14 protein-coding genes and 2 pseudogenes are annotated in these 12039 nt (G+C 34.3%); 2 read left to right on the forward strand and 14 right to left on the reverse strand.

Annotated elements, in window-relative coordinates:
* Positions 1 to 113: 113 nt before the first annotated feature.
* From GH715_RS19255 to GH715_RS19265, 3 genes are read right to left on the reverse strand one after another with little or no spacing between them, the layout of a single operon-like run.
* Positions 114 to 437 carry a YqfO family protein gene (locus GH715_RS19255; protein ID WP_153836805.1) on the reverse strand — a complete coding sequence of 108 codons (324 nt, stop codon included), beginning with the start codon at positions 435 to 437 and terminating at the stop codon, positions 114 to 116.
* Between the two features lie 38 nt (positions 438 to 475).
* Entirely contained in the window at positions 476 to 907 is a 432-nt protein-coding gene (locus tag GH715_RS19260; protein WP_153836804.1) for a cytidine deaminase, read from the reverse strand.
* An 18-nt stretch (positions 908 to 925) separates the two neighbouring features.
* On the reverse strand, positions 926 to 1456 hold the full coding sequence (locus GH715_RS19265; RefSeq protein WP_205601872.1) for a GrpB family protein: 531 nt from the start codon (positions 1454 to 1456) through the stop codon (positions 926 to 928).
* 240 nt (positions 1457 to 1696) lie between these two features.
* On the opposite strand from GH715_RS19265, the gene GH715_RS19270 reads away from it, so the two are divergent.
* On the forward strand, positions 1697 to 2080 hold the full coding sequence (locus tag GH715_RS19270; protein WP_026287183.1) for an SET domain-containing protein: 384 nt from the start codon (positions 1697 to 1699) through the stop codon (positions 2078 to 2080).
* Positions 2081 to 2134: 54 nt separating this feature from the next.
* Here the strand turns inward: GH715_RS19270 and GH715_RS19275 are convergent, their stop codons facing one another.
* The 5 genes and pseudogenes from GH715_RS19275 to GH715_RS19290 form a co-directional block, all read right to left on the reverse strand.
* Positions 2135 to 2851 carry a hypothetical protein gene (locus tag GH715_RS19275; protein WP_153836802.1) on the reverse strand — a complete coding sequence of 239 codons (717 nt, stop codon included), beginning with the start codon at positions 2849 to 2851 and terminating at the stop codon, positions 2135 to 2137.
* A 169-nt stretch (positions 2852 to 3020) separates the two neighbouring features.
* Entirely contained in the window at positions 3021 to 3587 is a 567-nt protein-coding gene (locus GH715_RS21665) for a DUF4256 domain-containing protein (RefSeq protein WP_228760350.1), read from the reverse strand.
* Between the two features lie 39 nt (positions 3588 to 3626).
* A pseudogene (locus GH715_RS21670) lies at positions 3627 to 4055 on the reverse strand (GNAT family N-acetyltransferase); the annotation flags it as partial.
* 156 nt (positions 4056 to 4211) lie between these two features.
* Positions 4212 to 4472, reverse strand: coding sequence for a hypothetical protein (locus GH715_RS21675; RefSeq protein WP_228760349.1), 261 nt, complete (start codon positions 4470 to 4472; stop codon positions 4212 to 4214).
* A gap of 384 nt (positions 4473 to 4856) precedes the next feature.
* Entirely contained in the window at positions 4857 to 5348 is a 492-nt protein-coding gene (locus GH715_RS19290) for an RNA polymerase sigma factor (protein WP_153836800.1), read from the reverse strand.
* Between the two features lie 250 nt (positions 5349 to 5598).
* Here GH715_RS19290 and uvsE point away from each other — a divergent pair, with 250 nt between their 5' ends.
* Entirely contained in the window at positions 5599 to 6564 is a 966-nt protein-coding gene (gene uvsE, locus GH715_RS19295) for a UV DNA damage repair endonuclease UvsE (protein WP_018930615.1), read from the forward strand.
* A 183-nt stretch (positions 6565 to 6747) separates the two neighbouring features.
* Here uvsE and GH715_RS19300 read toward each other — a convergent pair whose 3' ends face one another.
* The 6 genes and pseudogenes from GH715_RS19300 to GH715_RS19325 all read right to left on the reverse strand — a co-directional run bounded on the left by GH715_RS19300 (position 6748) and on the right by GH715_RS19325 (position 11992).
* Positions 6748 to 7653 carry a sensor domain-containing diguanylate cyclase gene (locus GH715_RS19300; RefSeq protein ID WP_153836799.1) on the reverse strand — a complete coding sequence of 302 codons (906 nt, stop codon included), beginning with the start codon at positions 7651 to 7653 and terminating at the stop codon, positions 6748 to 6750.
* Positions 7654 to 8327: 674 nt separating this feature from the next.
* A complete protein-coding gene (locus GH715_RS19305) occupies positions 8328 to 8702 on the reverse strand; it encodes a hypothetical protein (protein ID WP_153836798.1) in 375 nt (124 codons plus the stop codon).
* 329 nt (positions 8703 to 9031) lie between these two features.
* Positions 9032 to 9331 (reverse strand): contact-dependent growth inhibition system immunity protein, encoded by a 300-nt coding sequence (locus GH715_RS19310; RefSeq protein WP_153836797.1) that lies wholly within the window; start codon positions 9329 to 9331, stop codon positions 9032 to 9034.
* 16 nt (positions 9332 to 9347) lie between these two features.
* Positions 9348 to 10172: pseudogene (locus tag GH715_RS21900) on the reverse strand (RNase A-like domain-containing protein).
* 334 nt (positions 10173 to 10506) lie between these two features.
* Positions 10507 to 11019 (reverse strand): T7SS effector LXG polymorphic toxin, encoded by a 513-nt coding sequence (locus GH715_RS19320; protein WP_153836796.1) that lies wholly within the window; start codon positions 11017 to 11019, stop codon positions 10507 to 10509.
* Between the two features lie 292 nt (positions 11020 to 11311).
* Positions 11312 to 11992, reverse strand: a complete 681-nt coding sequence (locus GH715_RS19325) for a DUF3169 family protein (protein WP_153836795.1) — start codon at positions 11990 to 11992, stop codon at positions 11312 to 11314.
* Between the last annotated feature and the right edge of the window lie 47 nt (positions 11993 to 12039).

The following is a 12039-nucleotide window of genomic DNA, read 5'->3' on the forward strand; positions in this document are numbered from 1 at the left end:
GAGAATCGTTCTCGTGGACACTTTTTCCCTTTTTGGCTTTCTTTTGTCCGCGAGAATCGTTCTCGTGGACACTTTTTCCCTTTTTGGCTTTCTTTTGTCCGCTTATCCTGAACTTATAAGTCTAATAAAGGTATGATATTAATAACAGGCTCTTCATAAGGATGGATGTTTTTAATAACCCTTTTGGCTTCAGCGATATTTTCGAGTGAACATCTAAATTCCATTTTACACTCAGATCCAAAGGAAATTTCCCCTTTCGTTCCATCAAAAGGGGAAGATCCTTCTAATGGCCTCCAGTATCCCTTCACAACAGAATATGAAACAACATTATCATACATTCCAACAGTTAATAGACCAATATTATTTAACTCATCTCGCAGCCTTTCTATATACTCTTCTGGAACCAAAACTTCCACTTTTACAGATTCAAACTCCATTCAAGTACCTCCGTCTGTATTCGTTTTGAAAATATATATTACTCCACTTCTTTTGTATACTTCTCTGGTAACAACTCCATCACATTACACTTTACTAGTTTACTATGATAAGAAATGATGACATCCGTATTTTTTCCATAATCACTGATTAGTTCTCGACACATACCACAAGGAGAAACAACCCAACATGTCTCTATGTCTTCATTTGGATGCGGATGCGCCACTGCTACAATCGTTTCAAATTCGTTCTCACCTTCAGATATAGATTTGCCAATTGCCATTGCTTCCCCACATACCGCTATTCTACCGACATTTGCTTCTAAATGGACAGCTGAGAAAACACGGCCAGATGTTGTTCTTACAGCTGAACCAATATGATGTCGACCATACTTATAATTTTTTTCAATTACTTTTTCGGCTTCTTTAATTAGTTGATAATCTTTATCTTCTAAAGGTCTTACTTTTATCATAAGCGGTTCACCTACTTTTTATTGCTTTCCTTTAAAGTATCCTTCATACCAGTCTATTGCTTTTGCTTCTATTTCTTTTACAAGTTGTTCTTTACCCTCAATATATGATCCAATATCATAGGGAAACTGTTGTGCTAATGCTTCTTTTAACTCTCCATAACTTTTTTTTGATTCTGGATGAAATCGTAAGTAATCCCTAAAAGCTAAATGTCGCTTTATTTCATAACTACCAACCTGAAAAAAATGGACGTGATGAGTACGATTGTCTCCACCCTTTTGAAAGTACCTCCGTCCAGGTATGCCATTTTCTCCTTTTTGTATATATCCAATCTTGTGCATTTCTGCATTGAATCTATCAATTCTATTAATATCCTTAACAACTGGCATCATATCAATGATGGGTTTGGCTTTTAACCCTGGAACTGATGTGCTGCCTATATGGTAAATGTCTACAATATTATTCCCAAGAATGATTTTAAGTTGGTTTGCTTCCTCCAAAAACATTTCCGGCCATTTTTCATTATACGGACAAACTTCCACCCTTCTCACCATATCTCCCCTTTTTTATTACCTAAGCTCTTGATTGCATCGTAACCATTACACCATTATTTTAACATTTAGTTCCATTAATTCCATCTTATTCTTCGTTCGGTTATCTTGGCAAATCCCTGGTTAATTGTTTTCTCCCACTATAAATGGTATTATTTAATTCTGAGGATTATCGTAAGTCTAATGCTATAACGAACTTTTCAAGATGAAGTAAATTAAAAAAGTGAGTAGGTGAACGACATAATAGAAATAAAAACATCCGCACTCAGTGATGGGGAATTCAATCGAGGAGTGTTCGCTAAAATTGATATCAAAAAAGGGGAGCTTATCCATGAAGCACCTGTTATTGCTTATCCAAATGAAGAGCACAAACACATTGAAAAAACCTTGCTTGCTGATTACGCATTCGAGTATGGCATAAATCATTCTGCTATCCTTTTTGGTTACGGAATGCTATTTAATCATTCCTATCAACCAAATGCCAATTATGAGATTAACTTTGATAATCATACCTTTGACTTTTATGCATACACAGATATAACTGCTGGTGATGAGATTGTCATTAATTATAATGGCGATGTAGATAATATGGATCCACTTTGGTTTAATGATGAAAAGAAATAACAAAGAGAAAGACCTCGTACAAGAGGTCTTTTTGCTATGAGGTCTTATGAATCTTTAAAATGTAGCCATATCAATTCCATTTAGTACATAGGTTGCAACGATTAATACTAATAAATATCCAGCAATTGTCCAGTACAAATCAAATTTCGCTTCCTTCATATGAACAAGGAATAGATAGATATGCAATACTCCATAGAGCATTAATGCAAACACATATGTAATCACAAATAAATCTACCATTAAAAATCCAAAAAGTAGAATTACTAAACAAAAGACAATTGAAAAAGGAATATTGACGATCGCATATTTGGTCAGCAATTCCTTGTGATCCATCTTTCTATTACCGGTATAAAGCAATAACAGGTATAGGGAAAAATAGCCGACAGCAAACGTAATAACCCAAGAAAAAATACTTCTGATTGCAAACATAAATCCAATATCACTAAACATACTTAATAAGCCATCAAATCCAAACCTGTAAAAAAGGAAGGTACAAATACCTATCAATAATGATAAAGCCAATAAAATTAGTCCACTTGTTTGGATACGAATCGTTCTACTTGAACTCACAATTGCATGTGGTCTTAGGATAGCATCTTTCAAAATACTTCTTGTTTCTTTTACACTTTCTCCAAAATCAAAGTTTGTAGATGAGCTGTCTTGCTTCTTTTTTTTCGTCGAGATTGCTACAGCCTCTCCAGTTTCCTGGTCTAATTTAACCTCTTCAATCTGATCTTTTTGTTCCGGTTCTTGCGTATTATTCTTCTCCACTTCGTCACCTCTTCAAGTTTAGTTAACAATGTAAAAAATACCATTAATATGCAACAACTTCAATAGGTAATTTCCACTATTTAGTAGAACAGGTGATAATCATCCACTTGTGTAAAAAAAGAGAATATATCGATTGCTAAATTGGCGAGAGGCTGTATGGAAAAACAAACTAAACCCTTAACGAGCCACGAAACCCTCTGGCAGCATAATAAGAGGACGCACCATTGTGATACAAGAAGACATGCCCGTAGCGATAATCACAAAAAAGGGCTCCACCCTGTTCTCTAATATCCGAAGGCGTTTGCACCCAACTCGAGGTTTTTAAATCGACACTTTTCATTTCCTGTAACGCTCGATATTGCTCCTCCGTTAACAGTTTAATGCCCATGTCTGTTGCCATATCGATAGCGCTATTATCTGGTTTATGTTTCTTCCTTGCCTCCAGTGCTTCGCGGTCGTAACAAACACTTCTGCGACCTTTAGGACTTTCTGCTGAACAGTCATAAAAAGTGTATTCATCCTTCTCTTTATCATAGTCCACAACATCCGGTTCACCACCCGTTCTTTCCATTTCATTAAGCGACCACAGTTTATCAGAATTAGCTTCTAGCTTGGCTTGGACTTTAGCCCACTCAAGACCTTCATGACGGTTCATATTTTTCTCAAAACGCGCTTGCAATGTCTCAAGTAATTCTCCCTGTTGTTCTAGTGACAACTCCTTTTTATTGTTTGCCATGTTTATTTCCTCCTTATTTATGATCCTTTTTTCAAAAAAGGTCAACGATAGTTGTTTATTTACCCGGACTTCTTTCATCTTTTGAAATCCATTCTTTTTATAAAAATGAATGGCTGGTGTGTTGTTAGATCCTGTTGCTACTTTTATTATTTGCACCTTGAACTTACTTTCGATGAAATGGAACAGCATTTGTGCAATACCTCTCCTAAAATGGTTGGGATGGACGATTAACCTATGTATATCCAATGTTTCATCGTCTACTCTTATAGATATTGCTCCACATAATGCTTCATTGTCATAATAACCAAAGAAAGTTTCTCCGCAACTTTGCAACGTATCGACTGTATCCTTTAATGGTGGTATACCATATGAACCAATAATTTCTGCCTCTACCTGATATGATAGTATTTGAAGATTCAATATATCTTCCGCGTTTTTTCTTATACTGATGTCTTTTCTTTTTATCAAATTAGCCTCCTTCCACTTACTGTTAAATCATCCCCGTTCTTGGATTAAGTCTACGTGTCTTCATCATAACATGATTTACTCTTACAAAAGAAAAAGATGACCATTTTTTATGGTCATCTTGTCTCCTATAGTTCTTTGGACTAGACGTTATCTCATCTATAAATTGTTCATTCTAACGATTTCACCAATATTAAAACCTATCCATGGTCCGATAAGTGGAAAAACCGATATAGGAAAATCCAATTGTACAAAGTCAAAGTCAAGAACGAACAAGCACACTGTTAAAATAATACTTAGCACACTGAGGATAAGAGCTTCTGTTAATGTTTTTCGCTTCCAGCGCTTCTCTCCCATATGGTCTCTGTCAAAGGCCTGCACCCGTTGACTTGTTTTTGTACCGATCGTCTTTCCTGTCATAATGGTATACAGCATATAGGCTGTTATAACCCAGCAAAACACGCAACAAAATCCAAAAAGAAGTGAAGCCGCCACACCGCTCAGCATTAAATACGTAAACAGAGCGACAAACAAAAACATTCCTAGATTGTATTGAACCAATTACTTCTTTTTCAAACGCTTAACTTCCTGGATATCCCATTCTGTAACCACCCTTTTATTCTCCTTTCCATTTAACCTTGTTAACTTAACTACCACTTTAAATTAACTATATTTTTCCTCCATTCTAAAACTTATGTTATTATGAACACAAGCTCTTTAACTCTCTTTGATCTTATAAACAGGAAGAGAATAGACGTTATGGCATATTCCTCATTTTACCACTATCCAAAACGACTGGATATTTTACAAGTATTCCTTCTGCTCTAACGTATGACGAATTTTCTTCCGTGCAAGTTTCCCCCAATTTTTCACCGCGTTTTCTGTAACTCCTTGTTGCTCCGCAATGGATCTGACGGAACGATCATGCAAGACAAATTCTACGAACCAACACCATTGCTTATCTGAAAGTTCTTCCTGTATATCCAACAACATCCGTGTATCTAAACTCAGGTCGTCTTCTATCATCAAATCCTCTATGGTCACTTGATCTAGCCATTGTTGGTGTTTTTCTCTTTCGCGATTCTCTTTACGGATTTTATTAATAAAACGACGTGCAATACAGCTGTAAACGTAAGTAGATAATTTTGATTTTGTTTTATCATAACTTTTAAAAGCTTCCCATACAGCGATTAATCCTTCTTGAAAAAATTCCCCTTCCACGTCTCGAATCTGATATTTATGAATTAAGTGGTGGATCATACGCTCATAATTTTTCAACACTTCTTCAAAATGCATTACTTATCTCCTATATGATAAGCGCTTATCTCGTATTACCGGTGAATCTAGCGTATCGAAAATCCAGCTTATTTTCATATCGCCAAACTTACTTGGGGACCATAGAAAATTAAAAAATTTGCTATAATTTCAGTATTTTCTATTTATGAAAATCATTAAAAAATATGTTCTAAATAAATTCAATACTTTTACATATAGCAACGCATTTCAGGAAAAACTATCTCAAACTTTCTTAATACTGGAGGTAAACATGACTATTGTCCGCCTTGGCTATGTTGCAATGAGCAAATATGTTCAAAATGCCTCACCGTCACAAACGATGACGTTTAAGCAATTTGATAAGATAGCTGATAGAGAGGCAGCCGTTCGTAAATTAGAGCGTATCGCCAACCATAATTTACATAATACATTGAGAATTTTAAAGCATAACGCAGCTTCAGATATATACTTTTACCGTTTAACATCAAGACTTATTCCATTAGCTAACCATGAAGAGCTTTTGGATTGGAATTATCTGAAACCACTCAAAGAGAATCTAAATGAAATTGGAGAATACGTAAAGAAGCATCAAATGCGGGTAGATTTCCATCCAGATCATTTTGTCCTACTAAATTCTTTAAGAAAGGAAGTATTGAGAAATTCAATTACCACATTAAAAATGCACTATTTATTGTTAAAAGGAATGGGAATAGACCCTGAGCACCGATGTGTGATACATATCGGTGGAAAATATAAAGAAACAGAGAAATCATTGGAGCGATTTGTGGACAATTGGATGGTTGTTCCCAGAGCTATTCAAAAAATGATCATGCTTGAGAATGATGATACTTCTTTTACTTTGGATGATACGCTTTTTTTATGTGAAAAATTGGGGATTCCTCTTGTTTTTGACTATCATCATCACATTGTCCATCATCAAACGGAGAATTGGGAGGACAACTGGGAGCGTATTATAAAAACATGGAAACATTCACCTCTCCCGATCAAAATGCATATATCCAGCCCAAAAAGTAAAGAAAAGATCCGTCACCATGCTGATTATATAGATATCGATATGTTTTTTCATTTTTTAAAAGAAATAAATGGAACAGTACCACAAATTGATTGTATGATCGAAGCAAAGCAAAAAGATGCAGCTTTATTTAAACTAATCAAACAAGTCCAATTAAGAGATGACATCGATATGATCAATCGTTCTACTTTTCGATTAAAATAGCAGGTATAGTATGTTAAAAAACGCTATGTTTCACTAGTGATAGATTTTTTGTCCTTCACCACGCTTATGACGGACACTTTTCTCTCATTTCTCTCTTTCTTGTCCTTCAAAAAAAAAAACGCCCAAATAGATTAGACGTTTGTGTTAGATCAAAGGATTAGCCGAAGTGATGAACATTTTACTCTACGTTAGCCCAATAAAGGTACCTTTCCCATTTCTTTTCGCATCATACATCGCTGTGTCTGCCTCTTTTAATGCTAATTGAATATTGTTCGCATTACCTTCATCGACCATACATATTCCGATACTGGTAGAAATCGAAACAGCAACAGGGTAGTTGCTCCATTCCGATAGAGCTTTAATAATGTCATTTGCAATAGCTTCTAACGGTTTCTTATTTGCTTCCGTAATCACTATGGCAAACTCATCCCCACCAATTCGAGCTAATATATCATTATTTCCGATTTGCTGGTTAATTCGACTTGCAGCTTCTTTTAACACCAAGTCACCTACATCATGACCATACGTATCATTCACTTCTTTAAAATTATCCAGATCAAGTAACATGATCGCTTTTTTATTTTTGATATGCAAGAAATTTTCATACAAGTAATGTCTATTGTATAAGTTTGTTAAACTATCAATAGTTGCTAACTTCTCAAGTTCTAGTACATAAGAAAATAGATGAGAGAATTTTTCAAGTATCTCTTCATCCCTCTCTGTAAAAGATCCTTTTTCTGTACCCACTACACAAAGAGTACCAAACATTTTCCCATCTTTATAAAAAACAGGTACACCCATGTATGCCCCTACATTTGCTTGACTCGTAATAGCCAAATCTTTGGTAACAGGGTGTTTACTTGTATCGTTTATGATTAATGGTTTTTGTTCACCAAGATAGATAAGCTGACAAAAGGATTCTTTAAGATCCATAGTAAGATTATTAAATTCTTCTAGTTCTCTACCATCTTCTCCTAACATTTTCACTACCGAAAATGTTTCGTCTGTCGTTTTACCCAGAAATAGCTTTTTATTTTCGAATGATTGATTAACTAATTCCAGTAGATCCTGCACTACCCGTTGTTCCAATTAAATCACCTGCTTCCGTACACTTTGTTCCTACCTTATTTACTTTTGTCTCTCTACATTACTAAACAGGTTATTATTTCTTACTCACTCATTATAACAAATTAACAATAAGCTAGCAGGTTTAAAATTCTTCCTTTATAAAATGTCATTTACCAATTAGATTCTGCAAAGCCAGTAATGGTTTAAACTTCTCTACATTTTTATAATTCAGGAAAACATCATATTGGGCTTACAGAGCTTATCTTTACTTTCTAAATTTATTCTAGTAACACGCTCCTATTAAAAAAAAAGACAGTTATCTTTTTAGATAACCGCCACCAATTAATTGATTTCTTCCTGAATAGTTTTTATTTTATTTAATTGATAACTAAAATCTTGTAGATTTGCTTACCATCATGAGTTTTTGATTCTAAATAATTCTTTCTCATTACAAAACCTTGAATGGCTAACTTATCAGTCATTCTTCAAAAGCCTCTAAATGAACTTGGACAATAAGAGTAATATAAATTGTAGTAAAAAGGAGACAGACATCATCCCGTATCCCTTTTTACATTACTAAAAAACCTTAAAAGCGTAAAGCCAATCAAGTTTCAGATTAATATAATTCTGTTTTGTCTACATTGATTTTCGCTTATTAATTTACTAGAATTAACTAATTTACCACCTTATCCATTTTATTCTTCAAAGAGTACCCCTTTAGAAAGAATCCATCCGTTTAATCCGTATGAAGCATATATTTTATAATAATGATAACTATTTTCCTCGATATAATTTATCAAATCCTCTACACATTCATAATCCATGGGCCAAAGATAATCCTTTTCCTTATCTAACAATTCTTTGTTTTCTAACACAAATGAATCGATATCTCCTTCAACTATATCAAAAAGTATGCTGCCAAATAGCTGGTTTTCAAAATGAAAGGCAAAAAAATCTTTAAATAAAATTTTTACTTGTTCATCTTGATCGTATTCCACTATCATTTCAATTTTTGAATACTCAAAATCTATTTGATATTTTAAAATTTTACTATCATGAATCTTACTCATAAGTAATCCTCCTCTTATTCTGGTTTTGGTCTAGGAGGTTTTTTAGACCAATCCCATTTGTGTCTATGAGGAAATGTGTGATCATTAATGTAATCTATAATATTTTCTATAAAACAACGAACCTGTATAATCTCGAAAGCTCTTGGGTTCAATAATCCTGTAGGGAATTGTGCTTATAGCAATATAATCATAAAAACATCATATAGGGCTTATATGGGTTATCTATATTCTATAAATAACTAGCGGTTCATTCGGCACTAGGTCGCCCCCATAAAAAAGAAACCTTGAAGGGCATTAGCCAATCAAGGTTATCTTTAAATTTTTTATTTTTATTTTGTTTTCACTCCTTCTTTCATTTTCTCTACTAAATTATTTAGCCACTGTAGAGGGGTTAATTCAATAGCTGGAAAATAAATTTCGGCATTATTTTGAATAATATTTTCTTTCTCCTGTTTTGTTAAATTACTATTCAAAAACTTCTCACAATCCTTTATTGTAGACAGCAGACATCCTATGCTAGCTTCATTTATAAACTCATCTAATGCTTGTTCTGGAGAACTGATGTCTTGATGAAATGTTCCTCCTAAAAAATCTTCCAGCTCCTCTATGTAATCATAAATTTCATCCATAAACTATCCCTTCTTTCTATTTAACAGGATATCCTGTTAAAATAAATCTATCATTATTATCTTTTTTAAGTATTATTTTTGCGTTTGTAACATTCTCTATTACTTCTGAATTTCTAGTAGCACTTCTACCAATTATTTCCCCATCACCTTTGAATTTTAAAGGTAAGGTAGGTCTACTATTTGGGTTAGATATCCACTTTTAGATTTTCTTGATATTCTTAGGGTCTCTAAGAACTGTATCAGCAACTTTCTCAGCTGTCATTCTACCCTTAAAAGTAGAAGAACCAGTAATTTTTGGGTTATTTTTCAATCTCTCCAATAATTGTCCATCCGTTTTTCCGACATGCCTATCTATTAAATGCCCACCTTTTAACTCATGAGCAGCTAATCCACCACCAGGGGCTAGAGAACTTTTATCTCCTTGCTTAACATTATCTTTACCCTTAATACCATTCCCTTTAAACAACTGCAACTGCGTATCCTGCAACCTTTTCGTCTCCATCCGCAACATAGATAACGAACCAAATTCAGTTGCTAATTCTTCTTTCACGAGGACAGGAACTTTTACTTTTCCTATTTGTTCTAGAGCTTTGTCCATTTTCCCCTTGATATAATCCGTTCGAAAAGGGATAAGCTGTGTTTTTGTTGTCTTCTGGCTTTTCGGAATGGTTACTGCAGGTTTCGGTTGCGTCAATGTAGGCTTGGTTAATATCTGATTAGAAGCGGCACTTAACCGACCACTAGCAATAAGCGTCGCTAAACCGAAGCTATTTAACCAGTGTTCTGGTGAATACGCCTCCTCAGGGTTAAGAGCATTTACTGTCATTTCAGTTGTCCCCATCGTAGCATAGTTTAAAAAGGTGGAGACACTTACGTCATCTTGTAATGCCTGATAACGTTGATCGAAGCCTTCCTTTATACCTCACCCCGCATCTAGTACACCAAATGTTAGTTGATGAAAGATCTTATAATATCGCCCAGAATTATAATTTCAAAAAAATAAAACACTTGTTATCTATTTGACAATCAAGTGTTTTCAGGAAGCATTATAATGTAATTCATTTTAAAATTTCTTTTACCCTTGTGTGTCCTCATATAAACTATCCAAGAATTCATCAATATCATTTGCTAAAAAAAACATATTACTCATATCATTAGGGTCTTCTGGTTCTTGCTCATGATCCCAAAGAATAGCTACTCAATTTACGTGATAGTTTGCTCATCACACGAATACTATTTTCTTTGGATTCTAATGGATGATAAGTCGATGGAGATTGGGCAGTAGTCAAGTCTGAAACACTATCTATTATCCGTTCCACATCTCTTTGTACATGCTCTAGTTGTCGATATGTATCTAGTATATCATGTTCTTCTGATTCTAAGTAATTAGCTTGTATAATGGCATGGCTACTGCTATCTACTTCATCTGAGTACGCTTGGAGATGCTTGGTTATGTTTGCTTCCAGCTGTTCAAATACACCGATAAGTGCTTGAAGCAATGTCTCATGTAAAACTTGAAAATATTCTTTTGCTGCATCCGCTACTTCTCCTTGAAATTGCTGCATATTAATGATCTCATCTATATTTCTTTGCACCTTATGTAATGCTTCTTTGATTGAGGTCGTTTCTCTTTTTATTTCTTGATCAAAGTCATTTACTTCCTTGATACTCACTTTCCAATTCGACATATTCCACCCCTCTTATGTAAAGGAAATCATATCCATTACAAATTTTAACATATAAAGAAGTCACAATTACATAGGGTGAAATCACTATTTTGGGGCAGGTGCAATTACTTAAGACCTATGGAGATCAATATCTGAGGTCTAAATAAAAAATAAAGTACTTCCATTTTTTAAATGAAAATACTTTATTTTTTCCTTCAATTGCATTGGAATGGTAAGTCCGCTCTAATTTGTATACATCCTTGAGATTTTCTACAACTGCTGGTGGTAGTGGTCTTTCATGTAGAATCCCTACTCACTTATTACGTATCTGTAAAATATACTGCGTGTTGATCGTAATCAAGATGAGTCCAATAATAAAAATAGCAAATAGTTGTGATTGTTCAGAGCTAACAGAATAGACCGTCAAAATAATCATCGCACCCACAAGTAATATGTTCGTGCTATTAAAAGTATAATAAAGCCCTTCTAGCATCACATGTCGCTCTCCTTCATCAGAAGAAGCAAGTAGCTTTTTCGTATAATCTTTATCTGATACTTCTGGGAGATCGCGTTCAGGATACATCACTTTCATCAAATAGGGCGATACAAATGAACTTGCTCCGGAAATCAATACTAGAATTAACGCACAAATAGTCAGTAATAATTCTTGCTTGGTTACTATGACTATGCTTAATGTAACAATGGAAAAAATCATACTGATGTTCCCCACTAATGAAACATCATTAAACTTTTTGTATTGCCATTTATCACGATCATCTTCCTCTTCTCCTTCTAGAGGGCTTGATGCCTTTCGTTTGATTTGCAGCATCCCTACGAGAGCTAATACTAATAGAATCAAGGAAATCGACCCTAGAATCCATATCAATTCATATGCGATATCAAACATGGATATTTCTAATTCTAAACCTAAAAATGCATACATAATGAAAAATCCAAAAACGGCTCCAATAAAAAATTTCGCGAAACTTTTCATACTAATTCTTCCTCCCTCTATATAATTCAAATATCGTTAATATACTC

This window comes from Gracilibacillus thailandensis (genome assembly GCF_010994055.1).
GTDB classification, from domain to species: domain Bacteria; phylum Bacillota; class Bacilli; order Bacillales; family Amphibacillaceae; genus Gracilibacillus; species Gracilibacillus lacisalsi.

Excerpts from the sequence above, each read along its gene's own strand:
- GH715_RS19320 (WP_153836796.1), bottom strand. The coding sequence starts at position 11,019 with ATGTCGAATTGGAAAGTGAGTATCAAGGAAGTAAATGACTTTGATCAA.
- GH715_RS19260 (WP_153836804.1), bottom strand. The coding sequence starts at position 907 with ATGATAAAAGTAAGACCTTTAGAAGATAAAGATTATCAACTAATTAAA.
- GH715_RS21675 (WP_228760349.1), bottom strand. The coding sequence starts at position 4,472 with ATGACAGGAAAGACGATCGGTACAAAAACAAGTCAACGGGTGCAGGCC.
- GH715_RS19305 (WP_153836798.1), bottom strand. The coding sequence starts at position 8,702 with ATGAGTAAGATTCATGATAGTAAAATTTTAAAATATCAAATAGATTTT.
- uvsE (WP_018930615.1), top strand. The coding sequence starts at position 5,599 with ATGACTATTGTCCGCCTTGGCTATGTTGCAATGAGCAAATATGTTCAA.
- GH715_RS19290 (WP_153836800.1), bottom strand. The coding sequence starts at position 5,348 with ATGCATTTTGAAGAAGTGTTGAAAAATTATGAGCGTATGATCCACCAC.
- GH715_RS19310 (WP_153836797.1), bottom strand. The coding sequence starts at position 9,331 with ATGGATGAAATTTATGATTACATAGAGGAGCTGGAAGATTTTTTAGGA.
- GH715_RS19325 (WP_153836795.1), bottom strand. The coding sequence starts at position 11,992 with ATGAAAAGTTTCGCGAAATTTTTTATTGGAGCCGTTTTTGGATTTTTC.
- GH715_RS21665 (WP_228760350.1), bottom strand. The coding sequence starts at position 3,587 with ATGGCAAACAATAAAAAGGAGTTGTCACTAGAACAACAGGGAGAATTA.
- GH715_RS19255 (WP_153836805.1), bottom strand. The coding sequence starts at position 437 with ATGGAGTTTGAATCTGTAAAAGTGGAAGTTTTGGTTCCAGAAGAGTAT.